This window comes from Microbispora sp. H10830 (genome assembly GCF_014161375.1).
In the GTDB taxonomy this organism is placed as follows: domain Bacteria; phylum Actinomycetota; class Actinomycetes; order Streptosporangiales; family Streptosporangiaceae; genus Microbispora; species Microbispora catharanthi.
Genome location: NZ_JABBWX010000007.1, coordinates 113,511 through 138,370, shown reverse-complemented (window position 1 = coordinate 138,370; position 24,860 = coordinate 113,511). Strand labels below are relative to the sequence as shown.

Annotated in this window: 22 protein-coding genes and 2 pseudogenes; 18 read left to right on the top strand and 6 right to left on the bottom strand. The window is 67.7% G+C overall.

All coding sequences use genetic code 11. The features are described 5' to 3' along the window. The first annotated feature begins 135 nt into the window (after nt 1-135). A complete protein-coding gene (locus tag HHX35_RS19470; RefSeq protein WP_182900184.1) occupies nt 136-1,158 on the top strand; it encodes a LacI family DNA-binding transcriptional regulator in 1,023 nt (340 codons plus the stop codon). A gap of 158 nt (nt 1,159-1,316) precedes the next feature. Beyond that, entirely contained in the window at nt 1,317-3,497 is a 2,181-nt protein-coding gene (locus tag HHX35_RS19465; protein WP_182900183.1) for an esterase family protein, read from the top strand. A 137-nt stretch (nt 3,498-3,634) separates the two neighbouring features. Here HHX35_RS19465 and HHX35_RS42650 read toward each other — a convergent pair whose 3' ends face one another. After that, the gene (locus HHX35_RS42650) at nt 3,635-3,862 is read right to left on the bottom strand and encodes a hypothetical protein (RefSeq protein WP_220505628.1); all 228 of its coding nucleotides are present in this window, start codon (nt 3,860-3,862) and stop codon (nt 3,635-3,637) included. A gap of 16 nt (nt 3,863-3,878) precedes the next feature. On the opposite strand from HHX35_RS42650, the gene HHX35_RS19460 reads away from it, so the two are divergent. The 6 genes from HHX35_RS19460 to HHX35_RS43520 all read left to right on the top strand — a co-directional run bounded on the left by HHX35_RS19460 (nt 3,879) and on the right by HHX35_RS43520 (nt 11,656). Further along, nucleotides 3,879-5,084: an extracellular solute-binding protein gene (locus HHX35_RS19460; protein ID WP_220505627.1), complete on the top strand. Its 1,206-nt coding sequence runs from the start codon at nt 3,879-3,881 to the stop codon at nt 5,082-5,084. Between the two features lie 73 nt (nt 5,085-5,157). Then, entirely contained in the window at nt 5,158-6,099 is a 942-nt protein-coding gene (locus tag HHX35_RS19455; RefSeq protein WP_139576594.1) for a carbohydrate ABC transporter permease, read from the top strand. Beyond that, entirely contained in the window at nt 6,099-6,980 is an 882-nt protein-coding gene (locus tag HHX35_RS19450) for a carbohydrate ABC transporter permease (protein WP_182900181.1), read from the top strand. Before HHX35_RS19455 ends, HHX35_RS19450 begins: the two co-directional genes overlap by 1 nt. 50 nt (nt 6,981-7,030) lie before the next feature. Next, entirely contained in the window at nt 7,031-8,758 is a 1,728-nt protein-coding gene (locus HHX35_RS19445) for an IlvD/Edd family dehydratase (RefSeq protein WP_182900180.1), read from the top strand. Between the two features lie 135 nt (nt 8,759-8,893). Then, a complete protein-coding gene (locus HHX35_RS19440) occupies nt 8,894-9,841 on the top strand; it encodes a PaaX family transcriptional regulator C-terminal domain-containing protein (RefSeq protein WP_182900179.1) in 948 nt (315 codons plus the stop codon). A 549-nt stretch (nt 9,842-10,390) separates the two neighbouring features. Continuing rightward, nucleotides 10,391-11,656, top strand: a complete 1,266-nt coding sequence (locus HHX35_RS43520; RefSeq protein WP_310739175.1) for a ricin-type beta-trefoil lectin domain protein — start codon at nt 10,391-10,393, stop codon at nt 11,654-11,656. A 164-nt stretch (nt 11,657-11,820) separates the two neighbouring features. Here the strand turns inward: HHX35_RS43520 and HHX35_RS19430 are convergent, their stop codons facing one another. Beyond that, nucleotides 11,821-12,441 (bottom strand): TetR/AcrR family transcriptional regulator, encoded by a 621-nt coding sequence (locus tag HHX35_RS19430; protein ID WP_182900177.1) that lies wholly within the window; start codon nt 12,439-12,441, stop codon nt 11,821-11,823. Nucleotides 12,442-12,512: 71 nt separating this feature from the next. Here HHX35_RS19430 and HHX35_RS19425 point away from each other — a divergent pair, with 71 nt between their 5' ends. The 7 genes from HHX35_RS19425 (at nt 12,513) to HHX35_RS19395 (ending at nt 18,726) form a co-directional block, all read left to right on the top strand. Next, nucleotides 12,513-13,388, top strand: a complete 876-nt coding sequence (locus HHX35_RS19425; RefSeq protein ID WP_182900392.1) for an NAD(P)H-binding protein — start codon at nt 12,513-12,515, stop codon at nt 13,386-13,388. 157 nt (nt 13,389-13,545) lie between these two features. Further along, entirely contained in the window at nt 13,546-14,580 is a 1,035-nt protein-coding gene (locus HHX35_RS19420) for an amidohydrolase family protein (RefSeq protein ID WP_182900176.1), read from the top strand. Nucleotides 14,581-14,622: 42 nt separating this feature from the next. Then, nucleotides 14,623-14,952 carry an FkbM family methyltransferase gene (locus HHX35_RS19415; protein WP_220505625.1) on the top strand — a complete coding sequence of 110 codons (330 nt, stop codon included), beginning with the start codon at nt 14,623-14,625 and terminating at the stop codon, nt 14,950-14,952. 90 nt (nt 14,953-15,042) lie between these two features. Then, nucleotides 15,043-15,570, top strand: coding sequence for a hypothetical protein (locus HHX35_RS19410; protein WP_182900175.1), 528 nt, complete (start codon nt 15,043-15,045; stop codon nt 15,568-15,570). A 7-nt stretch (nt 15,571-15,577) separates the two neighbouring features. Next, on the top strand, nt 15,578-16,798 hold the full coding sequence (locus HHX35_RS19405; RefSeq protein WP_182900174.1) for a peptidoglycan-binding protein: 1,221 nt from the start codon (nt 15,578-15,580) through the stop codon (nt 16,796-16,798). Further along, on the top strand, nt 16,785-17,450 hold the full coding sequence (locus tag HHX35_RS19400; RefSeq protein WP_182900173.1) for an ABC transporter ATP-binding protein: 666 nt from the start codon (nt 16,785-16,787) through the stop codon (nt 17,448-17,450). Before HHX35_RS19405 ends, HHX35_RS19400 begins: the two co-directional genes overlap by 14 nt. Nucleotides 17,451-17,487: 37 nt before the next feature. Further along, nucleotides 17,488-18,726, top strand: coding sequence for an ABC transporter permease (locus tag HHX35_RS19395; RefSeq protein WP_310739174.1), 1,239 nt, complete (start codon nt 17,488-17,490; stop codon nt 18,724-18,726). Here HHX35_RS19395 and HHX35_RS19390 read toward each other — a convergent pair. Together HHX35_RS19390 and HHX35_RS19385 are read right to left on the bottom strand one after the other, a co-directional pair. After that, nucleotides 18,723-19,406, bottom strand: coding sequence for a response regulator transcription factor (locus HHX35_RS19390; protein WP_182900172.1), 684 nt, complete (start codon nt 19,404-19,406; stop codon nt 18,723-18,725). The two genes, HHX35_RS19395 and HHX35_RS19390, sit on opposite strands and share 4 nt — an antisense overlap. Continuing rightward, the gene (locus tag HHX35_RS19385; RefSeq protein ID WP_182900171.1) at nt 19,403-20,788 is read right to left on the bottom strand and encodes a sensor histidine kinase; all 1,386 of its coding nucleotides are present in this window, start codon (nt 20,786-20,788) and stop codon (nt 19,403-19,405) included. The genes HHX35_RS19390 and HHX35_RS19385 overlap by 4 nt, the downstream gene beginning before the upstream one ends. A gap of 606 nt (nt 20,789-21,394) precedes the next feature. Here HHX35_RS19385 and HHX35_RS45140 point away from each other — a divergent pair. Next, a pseudogene (locus tag HHX35_RS45140) lies at nt 21,395-22,240 on the top strand (hypothetical protein); the annotation flags it as partial. A 201-nt stretch (nt 22,241-22,441) separates the two neighbouring features. On the opposite strand, the gene HHX35_RS19375 reads toward HHX35_RS45140, so the two are convergent. After that, a complete protein-coding gene (locus tag HHX35_RS19375) occupies nt 22,442-23,200 on the bottom strand; it encodes a hypothetical protein (RefSeq protein ID WP_182900170.1) in 759 nt (252 codons plus the stop codon). 253 nt (nt 23,201-23,453) lie between these two features. On the opposite strand from HHX35_RS19375, the gene HHX35_RS19370 reads away from it, so the two are divergent. Both HHX35_RS19370 and HHX35_RS19365 read left to right on the top strand, forming a co-directional pair. Further along, a complete protein-coding gene (locus HHX35_RS19370; RefSeq protein WP_182900169.1) occupies nt 23,454-23,858 on the top strand; it encodes a hypothetical protein in 405 nt (134 codons plus the stop codon). Beyond that, complete coding sequence (locus HHX35_RS19365; protein ID WP_139580601.1) at nt 23,855-24,256, top strand: hypothetical protein; 402 nt, start codon at nt 23,855-23,857, stop codon at nt 24,254-24,256. Before HHX35_RS19370 ends, HHX35_RS19365 begins: the two co-directional genes overlap by 4 nt. A 129-nt stretch (nt 24,257-24,385) precedes the next feature. Here HHX35_RS19365 and HHX35_RS19360 read toward each other — a convergent pair. Continuing rightward, nucleotides 24,386-24,706: pseudogene (locus HHX35_RS19360) on the bottom strand (transposase); the annotation flags it as partial. Nucleotides 24,707-24,860: the final 154 nt, after the last annotated feature.

The window sequence follows — 24,860 nt, the reverse complement described above, 5'->3', positions numbered from 1 at the left end:
CCCCGCCGCCGCATCCCCTATGTGCGTGGGAACCGCGTGCTAAGAGACCGAAATGAGGCTTGTGTTGGCAATCGTTATCGCTTACGTTAAGCGCTGGAAACGTAACCGATAACGATTGCAGTGTAAGAGGACGGCATGGCCGAAGGCGGTGCGCCGGTGACAATGAGCGATGTCGCGCGACTGGCGGGTGTCTCCACCGCAACGGTCTCGCGGGTGGTCAACGGACGCTACGGCGTCAGCGCCGGCACCATCGCGCAGGTCCGTTCCGCCATCGAGCGGCTGGGCTACGAGTCGAGTCTGGTGGCGACGAGCCTGCGGCGCAGCCGTACCAATGTCCTGGGTCTGGTCACCCACAGCTTCCAGTCCTATACGGCCGAGGTGCTCAAGGGTGTGATGGAGGCGTTGGCTCAGTCGAGCTTCCATCTGATCATCTACGCCAACAGCGATCTCTACGGAACGTACTCGGAAGGCTGGGAGCAGCGGCATCTGACCCGCCTGTCGGGCACGCTCACGGACGGGTGCATCGTCGTCACACCCTGGGGCGAGGTGCGCAGCAGCACTCCGGTCGTGGTCATCGATCCGGTGCGGGATTCGACAGTGCCGTCGGTGACGGCGGACAACCTCTCGGGCGCCATCACAGTGGTCGAGCACCTGCTGGGCCTGGGTCACAGGCGTATCGGATTCATCGCGGGCCGTTCCAGCCTCGCGGCCGCGTGGTCGCGAGAGGAGGGTTACCGGAGGGCGCTGACCGAAGCCGGTGTGCCGGTCGACCCGGCCTTGATCGGCAGGGGGGATTTCAATCCCGAGTCCGCGGTCCCGCTGGCGCGCGAGTTGCTGGAAAGGGCGGACCGTCCGACGGCGATCTTCGCGGCGAGCGACGGGATGGCCCTGAAGGTTCTGGAGGTCGCGAAGGAGCTGGGGCTCAGCGTTCCCGGCGACCTGTCGGTGGCCGGATTCGACAACATTCCGGAGTCCGCGCTGGCGGAGCCGGGGCTGACCACGGTGGACCAGTCGATGTACCGACTCGGATACGAGGCCGCTCACATGCTGAAGTCGCTGGTGACCGGTGAGTGGGAGGGCCCCCGCCAGATACTGCTCCCGACGCGCTTGGTGGTCCGCGGCAGCACCGCACCGCCGAGGACCACAACAAGGCCCTGACACACCACAGGCGCGGTATTCGGCCGTACCTGACGTCAGGTCAATCAAAAACGAACCCGTTACGGACGGAGGTGCAGGAACAGAGTCCACGACACATCCACCGATGAATCAGTCGACCAGTCGGGCCCAATCCGCTGTCGACTATTAAGGAGTTCGGTATGACGTTGTCATTATATCACGGCAGCGTGCGCCCCATGGGCGTACGCCGGCTCTCGGCGGTGATCGTCGCCGGAGTCATGGCGCTCGCGGCGGTGTTGCTCGCACCTCGGCCGGCGGTGGCGGACACGCCGTGGCTGAGTGTCTCCGAGGACGGCTACGCGTCGTTCACCGTCCCGGCGGCAGACGTCCAGGCCAACGTGGGCCAGGTGTCCCAGGTTGTCATCGAGGGGAACTTCGGTCCCTCCTCCGCCTGGGCGGAGTTCGGTCTGACCCGCAGGGGCGACGTGTGGTCGGGGATCCTCGGCCCGCTCAAGCCGGGGCTGTACTACTACCAGGTCACGGGTGACGACACCAAGGGTCTGAAGGACCCGACGAACAGCACCACTGTGGCGTCCAAGCCGCTCTGGAGCACTTTCCTCGTTTCGGGCGACTCGGCGCGTCTGCTGGCGGACGCGCCTGAGGGGCAGGGCGGCAAGGTCGAGACCCTCACCTATCGGGTCAAGACGGAGGAGCGGTCGGCGCTGGTCTGGACGCCGCCGGGCTACCAAGCCAAGGGCAAGGGTTACCCCGTGCTGTTCCTGCAGTCCGGCTCGGACAGGAGCGCCACCGACTGGTTCGACCTCGGCCGCGCCAAGCAGATTCTCGACAACCTGTCGGCTCAGGGTGCCATGGAGCCGATGGTGGTCGTGATGACCGATGGTCGCGGGCCGGACGACGACAAGGACCTCAAGGACCTCCGTAAGGCGGTCGGGGACGCCTACCGCGTCCATCGTGACCGGGAGCACCAGGCGATCGCCGGTGTGTCCGAGGGCGGGTCGCAGGCGTTGCGCGCCGCCCTGACCGGCCCGGGCCAGTTCGCCTACGCCGGCTCGTTCTCGGGTCTCCTCACGGAGATCGCCGGTGGGGGACCCGGTCCCAGGCCGAACCCGGGTGCCAAACTGGTGCGTCTGTACACCGGGAACGTGACCGATCCCGCCTACAACGCGACCGTCCGCCTGACGAAGGCGCTGGACCGCGCCCGTGTGAGGTACGAGTTCGACGGGGTCAACCCCGACGCCGGGGCGAACTGGACCGCCTGGCAGGAGAACCTGATCGATTTCGTGCCGCGGCTGTTCCGCAAGGTGTCGGACCACGGTCCGAGCGCCGGTCACGGGCAGCTGAAGGGCGAGTTCACCCCGCCGCCGGCGGGTACCACTCCGACGCCGTTCGTGTCCGAGGGCGGCTTCGTCACCTTCGAGACCACCACGGACTTCAAGGATGCCCAGCACGTCACGGTGTGGGCGAACACGGCTCCCGGCGGGAGCTGGCTGCGCATCCCGCTGTCTCGCGAGGGCGACCGGTGGCGGGCGACCGTGGGTCCGCTGGACCCGTGGTTCTACTACTACAAGTTCATCGTCGACCGGGTCTCGGTCAAGGACGCGTCGAACCCGACGAAGGTGACCACCGAGCCGACTTGGAGCACCTTCCTCGTCTCCGGAGAGAGGTCGCGCCTGCTCTCGGACGTTCCCGCCGGTCAGGGCGGAAAGGTCGAGAGTCTGACGTACCGGAGCAACGTGGCGAATGCGGACCGGACCGCGTTGGTGTGGACCCCGCCCGGATACGACCCGAACCGCGCGCAGCCGTATCCCGTCTTCTACCTCCAGCACGGTGGCGGCCAGAACTACACCGACTGGGTGGAGATGGGTCGCGCCAAGCAGATCCTCGACCACGAGTTCCTGGACGGCAAGCTGGTGCCGATGGTGGTCGTGATGGGCAACGGCAACACGTCCAACTTCAACAAGGAGCTGCTGGACAACATCGTTCCCGCGGCCCGCGCCCACTACAACGTCTCCAGCGATCCGTCGCAGCAGGCACTCGCGGGCCTCTCGATGGGCGGTGGACAGACGATCGGGGTGCTCAAGGCGTATCCGGGCCGGTTCGCCTACATCGCGGCGTTCTCGGCCGGGTTCGGCGGCGGCACCGGTGTCGACGTGGAGGCGATCAACAGCGGGACCAAGCTGTTGCGCATGTACGTCGGCGATGTGACCGACTTCGTGAACCCGTCGTTCATGGCGGGACTGGCCACGATGGACAGCCTCGGCGTCCACTACGAGTTCGACGGGGTCACCCCCGGACCGCACGGCTGGGACGTGTGGCAGAAGAACCTCATCGACCTGGCGCCGCGCCTGTTCAAGCGCTAGGCAGGCCCGTCGAGGCGGCAACCCCGGCCGTACTCGCCAGGCAGCGAAGTCATGTGAACGTTCACATGTGAGGATCGGCACGAAGGACAGGGCGCGGATCGCGTCATCCGCGCTCTGTCCCGGCCGATCGCTCGGCCTCAGCGGCGGCGCATGACCCCTGTGCGCAGCGATCCCGGAAGGGAAATCATGTCAATGAAGACGAAAAGACTATTCGCCACCGCATCCATGCTCGCCGCCGCGTGCGTGCTTGCCGCCTGCTCCTCCACCGCGGGAAGCGAAAGCAACGCGAGTGCGGGCAACAGCGGTAACAGCGGAAGCGATGCGGCCGGAAACAAGGCGAGCAACTGCACGAACACGATCAGCAAGAAGGACCTGCCGGTCGTGACCTTCTGGGGCTGGTACCCCAACATGCAGCTCGTCGTCGACAACTTCAACAAGCAGAACAACGAGGTGCAGGTCTGCTGGACCAACGTGGGCCAAGGCGGTGACGAGTACGACAAGTTCCAGACGGCCATCTCGGCGGGCACCGGTGCTCCCGACGTGATCATGATCGAGGCGGACCGGATCCCGACCTTCCAGATCCAGAAGGCGCTCGTCGACATCAAGAAGTACGGCTATGACGCCGTCAAGGACAACTACGGCCCGGGCGCGTGGAAGGACGTCTCGATCGGTGGCGCGGTCTACGGCGTGCCGGTCGACGGCGGACCGATGGCGATGATCTACCGGAAGGACATCTTCGACAAGTACGACATCACGCCGCCGAAGACGTGGGCCGAGTACGAGCAGGCGGCGCAGAAGGTGAAGGACGCGGGGGGCCCGCTGTTCGGCGACTTGGGCGCGAACGTGTCGGCCGTCACGATGGCGCTGCAGATCCAGAAGGGCGCGAATCCGTTCACCTACGATCCGGCGCGGCCGGAGTCGATCGGTATCAAGCTGAACGACCAGGCATCCAAGGATGTGCTCGACTACTGGGGGCGCCTCGCCAAGAAGGGCCTGGTCGGGACGCAGGACCAGTTCACGCCGGAGTACATCGCCGGTGTGGTCAACGGTAAGTACGCGACGTACGTCTCGGCGGCCTGGGCGCCCGGATACCTCACCGGCGCCGGCGTGGGCAAGGGCAAGGACACCGGCAAGTTCGCGGTGGCGCCGCTCCCGCAGTGGGATCCCAACAACCCGGTGCAGGTGAACTGGGGCGGGTCGGCCTTCTCGGTGACGAGCCAGGCCAAGAACCCCGAACTCGCGGCGAAGGCGGCGTACGGCCTCTACGCCGACGACGAGTCGCTCACCGACGGCTGGACCAACCAGATCATCTTCCCGCTGAACCTCAAGGCGCTCAACGATCCCAAGTTCGTGGACCTGAAGGTGTCGTTCTTCGACGGCCAGCAGGCGAACAAGGAGGTCTACGTCCCCGCGGCGAACGCCTACAAGGGCATGACCTACAGCCCGTTCGGCCAGTACTACTTCGACGCCATGACGAAGCAGGTCAGTGCCCTCATCGAGGGCTCCGTCACCGGTGCGCAGGCCGCTGACCGAATTCAGGAGGACGTGGTGGGCTACGCCAAGGAGCAAGGGTTCACCGTTCAGTGACAACACGGGTGGGCCGGTCGTCCCCGGCCGGCCCACCCCGTGACCCCCCGGTATCGACTTTGCGGAGCCCAAGATGACCCTCCTGACCGAGGAGAGTGCGGCGAGCACTCAAGAGAAAGCGCACAAGGTCCGCGGCAAGGTGCGCCTTCGTGAGCACCTGATGGGGTGGCTCTTCGTCGGGCCATTCGGGATCGTCTTCCTGGCGCTTCTCATCGCGCCGCTCGCGTACGCGTTCTACCTCAGCCTCTGGCAGAAGAAGCTGATCGGCGGCACCAGCTTCGTCTTCCTCGGCAACTACGTGAAGGCGTTCACCGACCCGACGTTCCTCTCCGGGGCGTGGTTCGTCATCCGCTTCTCGCTCGTCGCCATCCCGCTGCAGATCGTCATCGCGCTCGCGATGGCCCTCATCCTGGACGCCGTGACCTCGCTGTTCACCCGCTTCTCCCGCCTCATGATTTTCCTCCCCTATGCCATTCCCACGGTCATCGGGGCGGTCATGTGGGGATTCCTGTACAGCAAGAGCTTCGGGCCGCTCTCCGACATCTTCGGGTTGTTCGGCGCCACCGCGCCCGACTTCTTCAGCAGCAATCTGATTTTCTACGGCCTGATCAACGTCGTCACCTGGCAGTGGGCCGGCTACTACATGATCATCCTGTATGCGGCGCTCCAGGGCATCGACCCGACGCTTTACGAGGCCGCCCGCATGGACGGCGCCGGCAAATGGCAGATCGCGCTTCGGATCAAAATCCCGCTGATCGCCCCCGCGCTGCTCCTGATCCTGGTCTTCTCGCTCATCGGCACCCTGCAGTTCTTCAACGAACCACAGATTCTGCGATACCTCGCGGCCGGCACGATCGCACCGGGATTCACCCCCAACATGTACGCGTACCAGCAGGCGTTCGGGCTCGCGAACTTCAACTACGGATCGGCGATCTCCTTCGCCCTCGGCGGGATCGTGTTCGTCTGCGTCTACGCCTTCCTGTTCTTCACCCGCAAGCGGAGGAGCTTCTTCTGATGACCGGCAGCTCCGGCGCCGGCGCACGCCGCCGTCCCCAACGCCACCTCCCCCTGCAGATTTTCCTCGGGTTCCTGGTCGTGTACTTCCTCGTGCCGTTCTGGTGGGTCACCGTCAACAGTTCCAAAGACGCCCCCGGCCTGTTCGGCGGCGGCAACACGCTGTGGTTCGCCGATCGGGTCGACTATTTCGGGAATCTCCAGCGGCTGTTCACCTATGACGGCGGCATCTACGGCAGGTGGATCCTCAACTCCACGCTGTACGCGTTCGCGGGCGGGATCGGCGCCACGATCCTGGCCGTCATGGCCGGCTACGGATTCGCCAAATACCGGTTCGCCGGCAGACGCTTCAGCTTCTCGATCCTGCTCGGCGCGTTGATGGTGCCCGCGACCGCCCTGGTGATTCCCACCTTCATGATGTTCTCCGGGCTCGGCCTGACGAACACGATTTGGGCGGTGATCCTCCCGTCACTGCTCAACCCGTTCGGCGTCTACCTGATGCACGTGTACGCGCGTGACGCGGTTCCCGACGAGATCCTGGACGCGGCGCGGGTCGACGGCGCGGGTGAAGTGCGGACGTTCCTCCAGGTCGCCTTCCCGCTGATGCGACCGGCGGTGGTCACAGTGCTGCTCCTGTCGGCCGTGGCGTCCTGGAACAACTACTTCCTGCCCCTCGCCATGCTCTCCGACAACCGCCTTTTCCCCGTCACCGTCGGGCTCGGCCTCTGGCAGGGCATCGCCTCGGCGAACAACGCGGGCAGTACCTCCCTTTGGAGCCTCATCATCCTGGGCGCGCTCGTGTCGGTGGTCCCGCTCATCATCGCCTTTTTCACTCTCCAGCGACACTGGCGCGGCGGACTGTCCGTCGGAGGCCTGAGGTAGCCGTGGCCGGTCGTCCAGCAGTTCGATCCACATGACAGAGAGGTGTGCCGATGTCGATGACGAATCGCCCGCTGCGCAGCCAGCAGTGGTTCGGAGCGGAGGGCCGCAACGGGTTCATCCACCGATCGTGGATGCGCAACCAGGGATTCGCGGACGACGTCTTCGACGGCCGGCCGGTGGTCGGCATCGCCACGACGTGGTCGGAGTTGACGCCGTGCAACGCCCACCTGCACGACCTCGCCGAGTCGGTGAAGCGTGGCGTGTGGGAGAGCGGTGGCCTGCCGCTGGAGTTCCCGGCGATGAGCCTGGGGGAGCCGCTGATGCGGCCGACCACGATGCTCTACCGCAATCTGCTGGCGATGGAGGCGGAGGAACTGATCCGGGCCAACCCCCTCGACGGGGTGGTGCTGCTGTCCGGCTGTGACAAGACCACGCCCGGGCTGCTCATGGGCGCGGCCAGTGTCGACCTGCCGACTCTGATGATCACCGGCGGTCCTATGCTCAACGGCAAATTCCGTGGGCGGGACATCGGGTCGGGCACCGATGTGTGGCGTTTCACCGAGGAACAGCGCGCCGGCCGGATGACCGCGGCCGACTGCGCCGAGGCGGAAATCTGCATGTCCCGCAGCCGCGGGCACTGCATGACCATGGGGACCGCCTCCACGATGGCCTGTGTGACCGAGGCGCTCGGCGTCCAGTTGCCGGGGGCCGCCGCCGTACCCGCGGTCGACTCCCGCCGATACGCGCTCGCGCACGCCGCCGGGCGCCGGATCGTGGCGATGGTCGAAGAGGACCAGCGGCTGTCCACAGTGCTCACCCGGGAGGCCTTCGAGAACGCCATCCGGGTCAACGCCGCGATCGGCGGCTCCACCAACGCCGTGGTGCACCTGCTCGCGATCGCCGGGCGCCTCGGCGTCTCCCTCTCGCTGGAGGACTTCGACACGCTCACCGCCGACGTGCCCATGCTGGTGAACCTGATGCCCTCCGGCACGCACCTGATGGAGGACTTCGCGTACGCGGGCGGACTCCCGGTGGTGATGAAGGAGATCGCCTCCCTGCTGCACCTGGACCACGTCACCGTCAGCGGGAAGAGCGTGGCCGACAACATCAGCGGTGCCCAGTGCTGGAACCGAGAGGTCATCGGCACGATGGAGGAGCCGTTCCAGCCCGCCGGGTCGGGGACCGTCGTGCTGCGCGGGTCGCTCGCGCCGTCCGGGGCCGTGCTGAAGGTCTCCGCCGCCTCGCCCCATCTGCTCCAGCACACCGGACAGGCGCTCGTGTTCGACCGGATCGAGGACTACGTCGCCGCGGCCGACGACCCGGACCTGGACGTCACCGCTGACACGATCATCGTGGTGCAGAACGCCGGACCGCGCGGCTACCCCGGCTTCCCTGAGGTGGGTAACATGCCGATGCCACGACGGCTGCTCACCGACGGGGTCACCGACATGGTGCGGATCTCCGACGCCCGAATGAGCGGCACGGGATACGGCACCTGCATCCTGCACGTGGCCCCGGAGGCGTCGGTGGGCGGCCCCCTCGCACTCGTGCGTACGGGCGATGTGATTCGGCTCGACGTCCCGACACGGCGTCTGGACCTGCTGGTCGACGAGGCGGAACTCGAGCGCCGTCGCGCCGCCTGGCAGCCGCCGCAACCGGCCGCCGACCGGGGATGGGTACGGCTGTACACCGAGCACGTGCTGCAAGCCGACAAGGGCGCGGACCTGGACTTCCTCATCGGTGGCAGCGGCAGCGCCCCGCCCCGCCACTCGCACTGAGCGTACGACCTGCGCCACGCGGGGCCGTCGCCGCGTGGGGCCGCATCCGGTTGCGTACGGCTGCACACGCGATCCCGGCGAGAGCCCAGCCCGGAGTCGTGCGGCGAAGGCGTTGTCGTGAGGCAAGCTGATGACGTGAGTGTCCATGTACCTCCGGACGATGTCGGAGCCCCGCGGGCGCAGGTCGGCCCCAACCCGCAGCACCTGCTGACGACCTTGCTCGGTGAGTACCTCGACTCCTCGGATGCGGGCCTTCCCTCCATGGCGGTCGTCGCGATGCTCGGGGAGTTCGGCATCAGCGAGTCCAGCGCACGGGCCGCGTTGTCCCGGCTGACCAAGCGAGGCCTGATCGCCGTACGGGGATCAGGACGGCCGCCCGTGTACCACCTCACGCCTCAGGCGGTCGCCAGGCACCGCTCCCGGATGGATCATTTCCTGAGCTTCGGCGCACGCCCGCCCCGATGGACGGGAGACTGGGTGACCGTCTCCTTCTCGGTGCCCCAGTCAGGCCAGGCCACGCGGCACGCGGTCCGCAAGGCTCTGGGGTCGCTGGGATTCGCGCGGCTGTACGACAGCGTGTGGATCCGGCCTGGATCCGACTCCGGTCCGGTGACTCGTGCGCTGTGTGACGTCCTGGACGACGTCGACGGTGGTCGGTGGTCGGTCATGCACACGCGGTTCGACGAGGAGGCCGGTCCGCATGGTCCGGCCGCCGCCTACGATCTGGCCGGCCTCGCCTCGGCCTACGAGGCCTTCATCGCGCAGTACTCGGACCTGCGGGTGGCCGTCCGCGACGGGGAGATCGACGCGACCCGGGCGCTGGTGGCCCGGACCTCAGTCATGGATTCCTGGCGGAAGTTCCCGGACATCGACCCGAACCTTCCCGAGCACCTCCTGCCGGCGCCGTGGCCCCGCCAGGCTGCCAGGGACCTCATGTTGGAGATCCATTCCGCTCTCGGCTCGCTCGCCGAGGCGCGGCTCATCCAGGTCGCGACACCGTACTGGCCGGACGCCGCGTCCTGGATCACCCATTTCCAGGTATCGGAGAATTCCGTTTCGGCCCCGGCCGGCGGGGACGGCTGAAGAAACTTTCACGCACTCAAACGACTGCCTCGCCGCCTGGGCGCGTCTCGCGACCGCTGCGTCGCGTAGCTCCCCGACTGGCCGCCGCCTGCGAGATCTCACCGGAGCGTCGGGCCTGCCAGGCGTTGTGACCTGCGCCGGAGCCGTCCGCACCGGCCCGCCCCCGCGGCACCGGACAGGGGGCCGGCGGCGCCGGCCCGGAGGCTGGCCGGTCTACGCCCGGATCCGAGTGCGTCAGGGGCGTTTCCGGTCTGCGCGCACCACTTAACGTGCCGAGTGTGGTCCCTTGACACTTTTTATTACCGCAGTGATAGTAACTGCACGCTGTTCTTCATCGGCTCGTTCCGTCCGGTACGGGCGTGAATTCGCAGTCGATGGGCCGTTGTATCGATCTCGAAATTCGGTTGGCGCCGACCAGCCTGACTGCGGTGGGAGTTGTCGCGCCGTTGTCGGGCTCCGTCGGCGTGCGCCGCGCATGCCACATCCGACATAGAGCGCCGTCGTGACACCTCGGAGGGCGAAATGAGAAAACGCTCGATTATCAGCGCAGTGCTGGCGGCCGCGGTCGCCCCACTCTGCGCCGGAATAGTGGCGCTGACCACGACGCCGGCCGCCGCGGCGGTCGGGGGCTCGGGCCCCTACCCGGCCGATTACGAGACCTCCACCGGCCTGCCCAATCACACCATCTACCGGCCCGGAACCCTCCCGTCCGAGAAGCTCCCCATTTTCGTATGGGGCAACGGAGGCTGTTCCGCCAACGGGACGGGACAGCTGAACTTCCTCCGCGAGATCGCCTCGTACGGGTTCCTGGTCATCGCCAGCGGCAGCCCGAACGGCTCTGGTTCGACGACGTCTCAGATGCTCACCCAGTCCATCGACTGGGCGGTCGCGGAGAACAGCCGGCAGGGCGGCAAATACAACGGCAGGCTCGACACCAGCAAGATCGCTGTAGGAGGCTGGTCCTGCGGAGGGCTGGAGGCCTACGCCGTCTCCAACGACTCACGTATCAGCACGACCACCATCTTCAGTAGCGGCTTGTTGAACGACTCAGACGACTACCAGCTCCGCCGGCTGACGAAGCCGATCGCCTACTTCATCGGCGGGCCGAGTGACATCGCCTACCCGAACGCCATCGACGACTGGGGCAAGTTGCCGGCGGGGCTGCCCGCGTTCATGGGCAATCTGAACGTCGGACACGGCGGCACCTACGACCAGACCAACGGTGGAGAGTTCGGCCGAGTGGCGGTGCTGTACCTCAAGTGGCGGCTGAAGGGCGACACGACGGCAGGCGCCAACTTCGTCGGCCCCAACTGCGGCCTGTGCAACACCCAGTGGCAGGTCCAGCAGAAGAACCTCACGCTCGACGGCGGTACCTCGTCTCCGTCCCCCAGCCCGTCCCCCAGCCCGACCGTGACTCCTACCTCCGGTGGGGGTAGTGGGCCGATCAAGGGGGCGGCCTCCGGCCGCTGCCTGGACGTGCCCGGCGCGAGCACCGCGGACGGCACCCAGGTGCAGCTGTGGGACTGCAACGGCGGCACCAACCAGACCTGGACCTCCACCTCCGCGGGCGAGATCCGGGTGTACGGCAACAAGTGCCTCGACGCGGCCGGCACCGGCAACGGCGCCAAGGTCCAGATCTACTCCTGCTGGGGCGGCGACAACCAGAAGTGGCGGGTGAACTCCGACGGCACCATCCAGGGCGTCCAGTCCGGGTTGTGCCTCGACGCCGCCGGAGCCGGCACCGGCAACGGCACCAAGATCCAGCTCTACAGCTGCTGGGGCGGCACCAACCAGAAGTGGGCCTGGAACGGATAGCCGGCGCCTGGGCCTGCGGTGCCCACCACCCCGCCGCACCGCAGGCCCCTCACCCGCTGATGCCGGGATGGCGCGGTCAGCGGGCCAGTGCCTCTGGACCAAAGAAGAGCCCCTGACCTGCGTTGTCGCAGGTCAGGGGCTCGTTCGTCGACGACCATGGCGTGTCAGGCTGCAGGCGGCGGCATGACGATGTGGAGGAGTCGCCGAATTCTGTCAAGGTCGACGTCGGTCGCCAGCCGGGTTTCCTCTGGCATCTCGTCGACGAGGGGTTCGACTCCGAACAGCAGGCGGGGGAGCGTCGGGTGGATGACGAGGCCGATCAGTTCGTTCGCCACGACCTCGGCCTTGTCAGCCGCGAACCCCAGGGCTGTCGCCAAATGTGAGGCGAGATCGCGGACCGTGATCTCGAAGAGGACGTCGTAGAGGCCCGCTGCCAGATCCGGTAGCCGGTCGGCCTCGGCGATGCCGAGACGGAGCATCCTGGCGACCGAGGACCACCGCAACAGCTGTACGAAGCGCCCGCAGTACTGCACGACCGCTTCCGACGGTTGCCCGGAGTACTCGGCAGGTGTGCGCATCCGGGCACCGAACAGGACACGGATGCGCTCGACGACCGCGAGGAACAGCGCGTCCTTGGTCGGGAAGTGCGCATACAGGGAGCGCTTCGACGTTTCCGCGCGCGCCGCGATCGCATCCATCGAGGTCCGCTCGAAGCCGTCCTCCAGGAACGCGAGCTTCGCCGTGTCGAGGATGTGCTCGCGCAACTCTTGCCCGCGTCGGGCCATTGGCACTCACCTTAAAGTATACGGTACAGTTGAGTTTACTTCGCCCTCAATGCTGGTTGGAGTCATCATCCATGATTGTGATTACCGCCCCGACCGGGCAAATCGGCAGCAAGCTCGTCGCCGCGCTGCTCCAGCAGAGCGAGCCGGTCCGCCTCATCGCCCGGGACCCCGGCAAGCTGCCCGCCAAGGTGCGAGAGCGAGCCGAGATCGTCGTCGGATCGCACCGGGATCGCGACGTCCTGGACCGCGCGCTCGAGGGCGCCGACGCGCTGTTCTGGCTCATGCCGGCGGCCGCGACCGCGAGCAGCCCCTACGAGGCGTACGTCACTGCCTCCATTCCAGGCGCGGATGCCGTCGTGCGCCACGCGGTACCTCGCGTCGTGATCATCTCCGCGCTCGGGCGCGGATCGCAGATCTATGCCGGCCACGTCTCCGCATCGCACGCGATGGAGGACCTCTTCCGCAGCACCGGCGCGCACGTGCGCGCTCTGGCTCTGCCCACCTTCATGGACAACATCCTCCGGCAGACGGCCACGATCAGGAACGGGGTCATCTCGGGCACCCTCCCGGCCGATTTCACGATGCCGTGGATCGCGACGAAGGACATCGCGGCGCTCGCCGCCAAGTACCTTCTCGACCATACCTGGACCGGGCAGGACTCGGTCGAGGTCCTCGGCGGTGAGGACCTCTCGTACCACGACATCGCCGAAACCCTGACCGACGTTCTCGGCACACCCGTCCGGTTCGAGTTCGGAGACCGCGCTGCCGTCAAACAGTTCCTCATCGGCCGTGGTTTCTCCGAGGCGATGGCCCAGTCCATGATGGATATGGACCTCGCCGGCGAACGCGGCATCAACAACGCCACGCCGCGCACCGCTGAGTCCACCACGCCCACCACCTTCCGCGAGTTCGCCGAAGAAGCCATCAAGCCGGCGGTGGCCGAATGAGCGGCGCCGTCGGCGAACAGGTCTCCAGCCTCCCAACGCTCCGCCGTACGGCCGGAAGCGCAGAGACCCCGCCCGTTGCCCCACGCCTGGTCCCTGACGCAGGGCAGGGGAACCGGCTCGCTGACTCGTGATCACGGGAACGTATTAGGGAAGATTCATGACACTGATCTGTATCGAAGAGCATGCGATCGATCAGTCGATCGCCGAAGCGGCCAACCCGGTCCTCGCCCGCGAAGCACCGTACATGCGCATGCAGAGCTCCAGTCCCTCCCCTGTGCACCCAGGTCCTGGTCGACGGCCCGCCGTCGACATCAAGGAAGCGCTCCGACTCGGGGCCGACCTCGGGTGGGAACGCATCCGGCGGATGGACGAGCACGGCATCGACATGCAGATCGTCTCCTGGACCAGTCCGATACAACTGGTCCCCGACGACCAGGCGATCGCCCTGTGCCGGTCGGCCAATGACCGCCTCTCGAAGGCGGTCACCGCCCACCCCGATCGGCTCCAGGGGCTGGCGGCACTGCCGTGGCAACAGCCGGCCGCCGCCGTGGACGAGCTCGACCGCGCTGTGACCGACCTCGGCCTGCGCGGGGTCCTGATCCTGGGGCGCCCCGGTGCCGGGTTCCTCGACGATCCCGTCTACCAGCCCATCCTGGACAGGATCGCCGCGCTGCGGGTGCCGCTCTATGTGCATCCGTTCCATCCGGTCCCGCAGGTCCAGCAGTCCTACTACGCGGGATTCAACGACAAGGTGACCGCGGAACTCTCGCTGGGCGGCTGGGGCTGGCACCATGAGGCGGGAATACACGTTCTACGGCTCATTCTCGCCGGGGTCTTCGAACGCCTCCCCGACCTGCAGGTCATCAGTGGCCACTGGGGCGAGATGGTCCCCTTCTACCTCAGTCGTCTGGACGACGTCCTTTCACCGGGCGATACCGGGCTGTCGCGGACGATCACCGAGGTCTACCGCTCGAACGTCTGGGTCACCCCGAGCGGGATGTTCCATCGACCCCAGTTCGACTTCGTCCGCGCCGTGGTGGGACTCGACCGACTGGTCTGGTCGGTCGACTACCCCTTCCTTCACCTCGACGGCACGCGCGAGTTTCTCGACGAACTCGACATCACGCCTGAGGAGCGGGAGAAGATCACCCATCTCAACGCGGAGCGCCTCTTCGGATTGAGAGGCGTGTAGTCAACAGGTGCATCACCGGTCGCCATCACTCGTGCGAGCACGGTGGCCACCAGCCGGTTCGCCGGCAGCCCGTACCCCTGCCCCTTCCGCAGGCTGTCCACCGTCATCGCGGAATTGGCACTGCCCCACGTCGACCTCCTCAAGATCGACGTACAGCGGTCGGAGATCGAGGCGCTGGACGGCATCGACGACCGGCACTGGCCGCTCATCCGCCACCTCGCGGTGGAGGTCCACGACGAGCCCGGCACCGCCACCGAGGGCCGCCTCGAGATCGTCCTGCGGGCGCTGCGCGAGCGCGGCTACCGCGTCCACGTGCTGCCCGCCGCCGACGCGAGCGCCGAAGGCCGCCGCATCGTCTTCGCCGGAGCCTGACGATCCGGAGGGCCCACCCCCAAAGGAAGGGGATGGGTTGGCAACATTTGGCGGAGGCCGGGACGGGTGCCCGGGGAGGAAGGTAAAGACATGATCCCTTCCAAGAAGGTCCTGCGAATAACGGTCGCGATGGCGGCGACGGGCGTGTTGGCTTTCGGGCTGACGGCGTGCGACAAGGACGCGCCGGCGGCTTCCGGAAGCTCGGATGACGTCGCGGCGCAGTACCGCCAGCTGGCGGAGTGCATCCGCAAGAACGGCGAGCCGAACTTCCCCGACCCGGTGCAGGACAGCAACGGGCAGTGGCGGCTGGCGCCCGGCACGACGGCGCCGCCGGCCGCGGCCCAGTCCGCGTGCAAGTCGATCCTCGACAAGATCCCGGCCTACCAGGGGCCGGAGGGCAAGCCGGTGACCGCGGCCGATATGACGAAATGGCGGGTATGGGCGCAGTGCATGCGTCAGAAGGGCATCTCGGACTGGCCCGACCCGAACACCGACGGCAGCTTCACCCTGCCCTCCCGGCTGGGCGGTCCGTCGGGCAAGGACCTGTACCAGACGCAGTTCGACGCCTGCAAGCCGCAGCTGCCCCCGGGCGGTCTGACGGTCACGAGCAAGGGGTGAGGTTCGCGTGCACGGGCGCATCGACCAGGAGACGCAGAACTCCGGGAGGCACCAGGAAGATCGACGGCAGGAGATGCCGGTGGACGAGACGCCCGCGCGGGTGAGCACGACGCCGGAGCGCCGGACGGGCGGCAGGCGCGGCCGCACCGTGCTCATGACGGTGCTGGCCCTGGCCGTGACGGGCGGCGCCGGATGGGCCGTGTTCCAGGTCACCACGAGCGGAAACGCCCAGCCGACGCCCTCGCCCGCGGCCGGGCTGGCGCTGGCCACCGCCAAGGTCGAGCAGGCCGACGTGGCCGAGCGGCGGCTGGTGAACGGCTCTCTGGGGTACGCCAGCGCGTACAACGTCATCATCAGCCGCGCGGGCGTGGTCACCTGGCTGCCGGCGGTCGGCAGGACCGTCAAGCGGGGCAAGGCCGCCTACGAGCTCGACGGCGTGCGCGTCCCGCTGCTGTACGGCGACCGCCCCGCCTGGCGCGACCTGAAGGTGGGCGTCTCGAACGGGCTGGACGTCCTCCAGCTGGAACGCAACCTCAAGGCGCTCGGCTACGGCAAGGACCTGACGGTCGACAAGCACTTCTCCTACTCGACCTACTACGCCGTCCGCCGCTGGCAGAAGGCGGCCAAGCTCAAGGTCACCGGCCAGGTGCCGCTGGGCCAGGTCGTCTTCGCCCCGGCCGCGATCAGGATCGGCGGCTGGGACACCAAGGTCGGCAGCGTCGTGGCGCCCGGCCAGCTCATCTTCCACGGCACCAGCCAGGCGCCCGCGGTGCTGGTCCAGCTGTCCCCGGCCGAGCTGCCGCAGATCCGCGTCGGCGACAAGGTCGTGGTCACGCTGCCGGACGGCAAGACGCGCAAGGGCCGCATCAGGATCATCGGTGCGGTGGCCGTCGACGGCGACACCACCGATGCGACCGAGAGCGCAGCCGCGGCGAAATCGGTGGCGCCGGTGACAATCGAGCTGACCGGCAAGGTCCGCGGGTTCCTGGACCAGGCGCAGGTCCAGGTCTCGATCGTCACCCAGCAGCACAAGAACGTGATCGCGGTGCCGATGACGGCGCTGCTCGCCCGGCCGCTCGGCACCTACGAGGTCGTCGTGGTGGAGGGCGGCGGCCGGCGGCGGGTGCCGGTCGAGACCGGGCTGTTCGACGAGAGCACCGGCATGGCCGAGGTGACCGGCGATCTTCGGCCCGGCATGCTGGTGGAGGTGCCCGGTGACGGTTCTTGAGCTGCGTGACGTGCGCAAGGTCTACCCGGGCGAGCCGCCGGTGAAGTCGGTGCGCGGGGTGAACCTCGCCGTCGAGGCGGGCGAGATGATCGCGATCCGCGGCGCCTCGGGATCCGGCAAGTCGACCCTGCTGCACCTGATGGCCGGGCTGGACCGGCCCACCAGCGGGTCCGTGCGCCTGGACGGCCAGCGCGTCGAGGTGCTGACCGACCTGCAGCTCGCAGGGCTGCGCGCCTGGCGGGTCGGTGTGGTGTTCCAGCAGTTCTTCCTGCTCGAAGCGCTGACGGCGGTCGAGAACGTGGCCTCCGGCCTGCTGTACCGAGGCATCCCGGCCAGGCAGCGCCGCGCGGCGGCCGTCGAGGCGCTGGAGCGGGTCGGCCTGGCTCACCGGATGCGCCACAAGGTGACCAAGCTGTCGGGCGGCGAGCGGCAGCGGGTGGCGATCGCGCGGGCGGTGGTGGGCCGCCCCGCCATCGTGTTCGCCGACGAGCCGACCGGCAACCTCGACTCAGCCAAGGGCGGCGAGATCCTCTCCATCATGCGCGAGCTGAACGAGGAGGGGACGACCCTGGTGGTGGTCACCCACGAGGAGCGCGTCGCCGCCGCCTGCCAGCGCTTCATCGAGATACGTGACGGAGTGGTGGTGTCATGAACGGCCCCGTGACGGCCGGCGAGAGGATGGTGCACCAGTGAGCGACGTGCTGCAGGACGAGAAGGACGCGGTCGGGACCCGGCCGCAGATCAAGCGCAGCAGGCTCCGGCTGTACGACCTGATCCCCACCGGCACGCTGGGCCTGCGCACGCGCCGGACCCGGGCGGTGCTGTCGGCGCTGGGCATCGCGATCGGCATCGCCTCGATGGTCGCGGTGCTCGGCGTCACCCGCTCCAGCGAGTCCCACCTGCTGGCGCAGCTCGACCGGCTCGGCACCAACCTGCTGACCGTGGTGAACGGCGACGACCTGGGCGGCACCGAGGTCGCGCTGCCCGCCACGGCCGCGCCGATGCTCCGGCGGATCTCCGGGGTCCTCGCGGTCGCGCCCACCGCGCAGATCAGCACCGCTCGCGTCTACCGCAACGACCAGATTCCCACCGGTCAGACCGGCGGCCTGGCCGTGCGCGCTGCGGACGCCTCGCTCCTCGACACCCTCCAGGGGTCGCTGAAGCTCGGGCGATTCCTCACCGTGGCGGACGCGCCGGTGACCGTGCTCGGCCACGACGTGGCCAGGCAACTGGGCATCGTGCGGCTGGACGCCGGCACCCGGGTGTGGCTGGGCGGGCACTGGTTCACGGTCGCGGGCATCCTCGATCCGTTCACCCTGGCGCCCGAGGTCGACCGGTCCGCGCTCATCTCCTTCGCCGCGGCCAAGGACCTGCTCGGCTACGACGGTGCGCCCAGCCGCATCTACGTACGTACCGACCCGGACCAGGTGACGCAGGTCGCCGACCTGCTGGCCCACACGGCCAACCCGGCCAACTCCTTCCAGGTCAAGGCGAGCCGGCCGTCCGACGCGCTGACCGCGCAGATCGCGGTCAAACAGTCCTCCGGCGCGCTGTTCCTCGGGCTGGGCGCGATCGCGCTGCTGGTCGGCGCCATCGGCATTGCCAACGTCATGGTGATCTCCGTGCTGGAACGCCGGGCGGAGATCGGGCTGCGCCGCACCCTGGGCGCCACCCGGCTGCACATCGCCGCCCAGTTCCTCACCGAGTCGCTGGTGCTGTCCGCGCTGGGCGGGCTCGGCGGGGTGCTGATCGGCTCGGGGGTGACCGTGGGCATGGCCATGGCGCAGGACTGGGGGATCGCCATCCCGCCCGCCGCGATCGGCGGCGGCTTCGGCGTGGCGATCGTGTCCGGAGTCCTCGCCGGGCTCTACCCCGCGATGCGCGCCGCGGCGCTGTCTCCGACCGACGCGCTGCGTACCACCGGTTAATCCTCTACCGGGAGCTGGTCGGCGGAGAGCGCCTCACCCAGCGGGACCAGACCGCACTGCAAGCCGAAGATGGCAGCTTGCGTGCGGTCTTGGAGTCTCAGCTTGGTGAGGATGCTGGAGACGTAGGACTTGACCGTGGTCTCGCTCAGCGACAGCGTCCGGGCGATCTCCCTGTTCGACTGCCCGCGCGCCAGCGCCGCCAGCACGTCCCGCTCGCGCGGCGCCAGCATCCGCAGCGGATCCTCCTTCGCCGGGCCGTCGTCGTCGCGAACCCGCTGGACCAGCATCGCCGCGACCGGCGGGTCCAGCACGCTGCCACCCGCCACGGCCATGCGCACCGCCTCTACCACCCGGTCTACCGCGCTGGTCTTCGACAGGTACGACAACGCGCCCCCGCGCACCGCCTGCAACGCCACCTCGTTCTCCACGAACGAGGTCAGCACGATCACGGCGGGCGGCGCCGGCCGCTCCCTGAGCCGTTCCAGCACCTCCAGGCCGCCCATGCCGGGCATCACCATGTCCAGCAGGACAACGTCGGGCCGCAGGCTGTCGATCGCCTCCAGCGCGCCGTGCCCGTCCGCGCGCTCCCCGACCACCTCAATGTCCGCCTCGTCCTCCAGGACGTAACGCAATCCCTGGCGAACCACCTGATGATCGTCCACGATCAGTACCCGGATCATGTTTCCTCCGCCGGAATCCGTACCCGCACCGTCGTACCGCTGTCCGGCGCGCTCACCACGTCGATGACCCCGCCGACCTCGATGACCCGCTCGCGCATCATCTCCAGGCCCATCCCGTGCCGGTCCTGGTTGCGCTCCCTGTCGAAGCCGCGGCCGTAGTCGCGGACCACGATCTCGACGTCCTCGCCCTCCTGGGCCAGGCGCAGCTCGATCCGCCGGGCGCCGCCGTGCCGGGTCGCGTTGCTCAGCGCCTCCTGCACGATCCGGAGCACGGCGTGCTCGGCACCGGGTCCCAGCCGCACCTCCTGCAGTTCGGTGTCGACCGTCACGCCGAGCCGCACCTGGAATGCCTCGCACAGGTCGCGCAGCGTCGCTACCAGGCCGGCCTCCTCCAGCGCGATCGGCCGCAGCTGCAGGAGCATCGCCCGCATCTCCCGCATCGTGTGCTCGACGGTCGTCACCATGGACTCGGCCTGCTCCTGGAAACGCGAGCTCTCCGGCAGCGTGCGCCGCAGGCTGCGGGCCACCAGGCTCAGCGAGAACAGATCCTGCGAGACCGAGTCGTGCAGCTCCCTGGCGATCCTGGTGCGCTCCAGCCGCCGCGCCTGCGCCCCGGCCATTTCCCGTTCCACCCGGCCGGCCGCCACCAGCCGCTCGGCCATCACGTTGAAGCCCTCTTCCAGGCGGCCGATCTCGTCACCGGCCGAGACGGGCACCCGGGCCGTCAGGTCCCCGTCGGCCATGGTCGCCGCGACGGCGGCCAGCCGCTGGATCCGTTTGATCAGCTTGCGGGTGCTCAGCAGCCCGAACACCAGGCACCCCGGGACGAGCACCACCAGCGCGAGCCCGGCCGAGACCGGTCCCGCCCGGTTGTCGCCGTCGGAGGCGACGTCCACGACCGGCCCGCAGTCGGTGGCGCTGCGGTTCTGCAGGTAGACGACCCCGATCACCTGCCCGCCCGCCACCACCGGGTTGATCGCCCAGCCGACCTCTTTGCCCGATAGCGTGATCGCGCCGGTGCGCGCCCGCGTGCCCGGCGACAGCCCGGGCGGCGTCGACCCCGCGTCGTAGACGGGCGGCTCCGACGCCTGCACCAGCCGCCCGTCCAGGCCGGCCACCGCGCGCACCACATCGCCATCGGCCGGCGGGCCCGCGGCCAGCCAGCGGCGGGCCACCGCCGCCAGTGTCTCTGGGCCGGACCGGCCGTCCTGCTGCCGCGTCAGGTCGTCGGCGAGCAGGCTCAGCCCCGCGGCCTGCCCCGCCCCCAGGAGCCCCGCGCGATCCTGACGCGTGCAGCCGTTGCTGGTCTGCACGGTCACTTTCGTGTTCATCACGCTGGGGACGACGAAACCGGCGATTCCCCCCGCTACCAGCGCCGACATGGCGGAAATGGCCACGTATGACATGGCTATCCGGGAGCGAAGCCCATAGCGGGAGGACATCCACCATCTCCAAGAGAAGACCTGTCCCAGCAGATAAGGGATCTTGGTGCCTACGCCCACATGCTAGTTACTCTGCTGGCTTTCAGAAGATGGACCGCTCCGACCGGGACCGCCGCTGCGCACGGGACTTCCGCAGGTCGCGGGTGATGTTGATGCGCTTGAGCCACCGGTCCGCGCGCCCTCATGCCGGGCCCTGAACGGCTTGCGACCGTGAACCACCCGGTAGTTGTCGACTCACCACTTTCCAATGACATGTCGAACATGTTCTCGCCCATCTGCTTCACCAGCTGCGCGAGCGCGTCGGCCGCCTCGTGATCGGACGGATCCACCCGCATGAAGTACGGGTCCTGCGCCTGCCGATAATTGCATCCGCCCAGGTCATGGCTCTGCAAGGGCTTCGCGTAGCGTACGCGAGCTCCGGCCACCCGGGAGGCGGAAGCGGGTGCGGCAGGATGATCCGCTGTGCTCCTTCGCCTGGCCTACCTCACCGTCACGAACGCGTTCGCCACGCTGAGGTTGCTCCCCGTGGGCGATCGGGACAAGGACATGGAGATTCTCGTCCTGCGTCACCAGATCGCCGTCCTTGAATGCCAACTCGGCGCCGACACCAGAGTCGGAGCCGCTCCCGAAGACCGGGCCCTTCTCGCCGCTCTCATGACCTCGATGCCGCGCGAGGTCCTGCGCCGGCTGCGGCTCCTCGTCCGCCCGGATACGGTCCTGCGCTGGCACCGCGATCTGATGAACCGGCGTCATGCCCGTATCTGCCGGCCGAAGCGACGTGGGCGCCCGCCCACGGTCCGCTCCATCCGCGCTCTCATTCTGCGCTTGGTCCGAGAGAATCCAGGCTGGGGTTATCAGCGGATCCACGGTGAGCTCACCACGCTCGGTATCAAGGTCGCACCGTCCACGGTATGGGAGATCCTCAAGCAGGCAGGTGTTGATCCGGCGCCCGAGCGGGCGTCCACCACGTGGGCCGACTTCCTGCGCTCGCAAGCCGATGCCCTGCTGGCCTGCGACTTCATCGAGACCGTCACCCTCAGCGGACAACGCCAGTACATCCTGGCGGTGATCGAGCACGCCACCAGACGTGTCCGTGTGCTCGGCACCACCGCATACCCGAGCGCAAACTGGGTCATCCAAGCGATCAGGAACCTGGTGATGGATCTGGACGATGCAGGCTGTCGGGCGTGCTTTCTGATCCGAGACCGGGACGGAAAGTTCCCCGCGCTCATGGACGAGGTCTTCGCCGAGGCCGGCATCAAGACGGTGCTGACTGGTATCCGGATGCCGCGGATGAACTCGATCATGGAGCGGTCGGTGCAGTCGTGCCGCCGGGAACTTCTCGACCGCTGCCTCGTATGGAACGAACGCCACCTGCGGCACGCCCTGCGCGAGTACGAACGGTTCTACAATCAGCACCGAGCCCACCAAGCCCTGAACCAAGCAGCCCCACTGCGTTCCGCCCCGGACCCGATCGCAGACCCTGGGCGAATCATCGACCTGAACATACGCCGAAGAGACCGGCTCGGTGGACGGACGGCGTCATCTCGGGCTCGGCGTACGCGAAGATCTGGAAGCAAGCTGGGCGTTGACTCAGTAGCGGTGGCCAGGCCAGTGGGGGTCCTCCCAGCGGGCGGGGCCGGCAAGGCTGAGCAGTCGTATCCGGTGGAGCAGCTCCACGGGAGCGTTCCCGGCGTGGAGCCGGGCGGGGGCGTGACGAATCAGCCAGGCCGTCAACTCGGTGCGTATCTCTTCCTCGTTGTCCCAGCTTCTCCAGGGGAGCTGGTCTCCCAGCAAGTCGTATTCCCAGTGCGCGACCGCTTCGGTCAGGTGCTGGTTGGCCACGCCGCACGTCTGTGCCTCCCAGACGTGCAGCCATGGGCTGAGCGTCGCGGAGGCTTCGGCACACAGAGCGAGGACTTCGTGCGCGGGCACAGCAGGATCCGCGTCGATGAGGGTGGAGGCCCACCAGGCGTTCAGAAATTCCCGTACCGCTGCGGCCTGCTCGGCAGGCCACTGCTGCCACTGGCCGCGAGCGAATGCACGTCCGACCTCCTCCATGCCGAAGAGAGGCTCGACGAGGCCGCTGACCAGGGCCCTCGATAACTGGGGCAGAATGCGGCGTAACACCGATGCATGGTCATTCCAGTCGGTGGCCTGCCACGTGCGGCGCAGCAGATCGAGGTCCAGCTCCGCGTCTGGCAGCTTCAACTGCGCGAGCTCTTCTGCGCTGCCCCAGTGGCACTCACAGTTGCGCTCGTCAGGATGGGCGGTCATGCCCTGGAAGGTGACGGCCACGCGGTTCAACGCGGCGTCGAGACGGAACAGTGCGGGCGTCTGGTTGAGGTTCATCGGGGGGCGTTCACCTTCGAAGACTCCGGAAGGTTGTGCCATCCGAAGGTTGCCACCTTAGCGAAATCCGTCTCCCCTGGTCGGCAGTGAAGGAGAGAAGCGGCGTTGTCAGCTTGGGAATTGCATGGATCACGGCCGTTAGGGGCGCTGACCTGGCCGTCGGGCCGGTCACGAGTGACCGTGGTTGACCCTTCGTCACCCTGGCTAATTGCACGGTGATCGCGTCGGGATGTGGAGGTGGGACGCTTCTTGGATGGATCCCTCGGAGTTTGCCGCTGTGAAGCAGCAGGTGATGGACGAGTCGTTCCCCAGCTCTGGGGCTGACCTCGACGGCATGGCAATGGACTTCGATGCTTACCTCTGGCACTCGCCATTGATCAGGGAGGTATCAGTTCGCCGTACCGGCGATACGAACAACCTGATCGCGGCTACGTGCTGGACTGTGCCGGGGTCTTCGACCGTGGAGATTGCGGCAGAGCTCGAACGGATCTGGTTGCAGGATCTCAGCTACCGGCACTTCGAGGCTCACATGATCACTGCGGACGAGCGGGCAGTCCGCCTTGATGCGGTGACGCAGATCGCTCCGGACGATTTCTACGTCACGGCCGCCATCGTCGCAGAGACCGCGCGGCCGACAACGGGAGGAGCAACAAGGTGATCACTTTCGACGGGACCTTCTACCGCGTTACGGATCCTGAGTTCGAGATGGTCATTCCAGCCTGGGAGGGGTACGAGCCGGACGCTGCTGACCAGGCAGACGCGACAATCACCTTCCGCGACGGCTCGCGCCGGTATGCGACCTTCATGACCCTGGACGCGATCCAGCACATCATGGACAAGGATGCGCGTACTGGTGAGTGCCTCGATGGCCGGTACTTCTGGTGCTCAGACTTGATCGTCATCAGGGGCGTCGGGTTCGAAGGCATGGCGGCCGCGATCCGAGACCTGGTCTCCTCGGGAGGCATCGAAGGAGCATGTGGCCTGCTCGACCCGATTGGTGATGACGAAGAGAAATCAACGTCTCGGGAGAGCCCGGGGCGAGAGTGGAGCGGGTGACGGGAATCGAACCCGCGCTGTCAGCTTGGGAATAGGCTACTGATCTTGCCAAGCTGAGCTGGGAAAACAGGGGTGCAGGTCAGGGCTGGTCGAGTGACCGTGAGTGCCCGCAATTCACGCGCGGGCGGGATCGGCGGCCAGGCGGTCGATCAGCCGGGACACGGTCGGATCGGAGGCGATCGGGCCGAACACCTCGCTTTGAGCGCGGAGCATCGCGATGTCGGCCAGGCAGTCCCCACCCAGCGCCATGGTGAGGGCCAGATCGGCGATGACCTTGCCGGGATCGTGCACGGCCCGGGACGCACGCCACCGCTCCAACTGCGCCGACAGCGCCGCATCCAGACCCGTGACCCGCAACGTCTCCTTCAGTAACAGCCCACCGGCCTGCGAGAAAAGTCCCGAGCCGTCAGCGGACACCATGATCTTGCGCCGGGACACGATAGTCTTCACTCGGAAAGTGCCTTCTGAACTGGTGCGGACAGGACCTTAGACAAGCCCAATCCTCCCAGCTCAAAGGCACTTTTCTCATGTAAACGATCAAGCCCGCTCAGATTCGCCGCGAAAGCCCGAGGCTGGAACTCTCGCCGGTGTGGCAACGTCAGCA

Bases quoted from the DNA above. Each gene is read 5' to 3' on its own strand.
- HHX35_RS19470 (WP_182900184.1), top strand. From the start codon at position 136: ATGGCCGAAGGCGGTGCGCCGGTGACAATGAGCGATGTCGCGCGACTG.
- HHX35_RS19465 (WP_182900183.1), top strand. From the start codon at position 1,317: ATGACGTTGTCATTATATCACGGCAGCGTGCGCCCCATGGGCGTACGC.
- HHX35_RS19455 (WP_139576594.1), top strand. From the start codon at position 5,158: ATGACCCTCCTGACCGAGGAGAGTGCGGCGAGCACTCAAGAGAAAGCG.
- HHX35_RS19450 (WP_182900181.1), top strand. From the start codon at position 6,099: ATGACCGGCAGCTCCGGCGCCGGCGCACGCCGCCGTCCCCAACGCCAC.
- HHX35_RS19445 (WP_182900180.1), top strand. From the start codon at position 7,031: ATGTCGATGACGAATCGCCCGCTGCGCAGCCAGCAGTGGTTCGGAGCG.
- HHX35_RS19430 (WP_182900177.1), bottom strand. From the start codon at position 12,441: ATGGCCCGACGCGGGCAAGAGTTGCGCGAGCACATCCTCGACACGGCG.
- HHX35_RS19425 (WP_182900392.1), top strand. From the start codon at position 12,513: ATGATTGTGATTACCGCCCCGACCGGGCAAATCGGCAGCAAGCTCGTC.
- HHX35_RS19420 (WP_182900176.1), top strand. From the start codon at position 13,546: ATGACACTGATCTGTATCGAAGAGCATGCGATCGATCAGTCGATCGCC.
- HHX35_RS19410 (WP_182900175.1), top strand. From the start codon at position 15,043: ATGATCCCTTCCAAGAAGGTCCTGCGAATAACGGTCGCGATGGCGGCG.
- HHX35_RS19390 (WP_182900172.1), bottom strand. From the start codon at position 19,406: ATGATCCGGGTACTGATCGTGGACGATCATCAGGTGGTTCGCCAGGGA.
- HHX35_RS19385 (WP_182900171.1), bottom strand. From the start codon at position 20,788: ATGTCGGCGCTGGTAGCGGGGGGAATCGCCGGTTTCGTCGTCCCCAGC.
- HHX35_RS19375 (WP_182900170.1), bottom strand. From the start codon at position 23,200: ATGAACCTCAACCAGACGCCCGCACTGTTCCGTCTCGACGCCGCGTTG.
- HHX35_RS19370 (WP_182900169.1), top strand. From the start codon at position 23,454: ATGGATCCCTCGGAGTTTGCCGCTGTGAAGCAGCAGGTGATGGACGAG.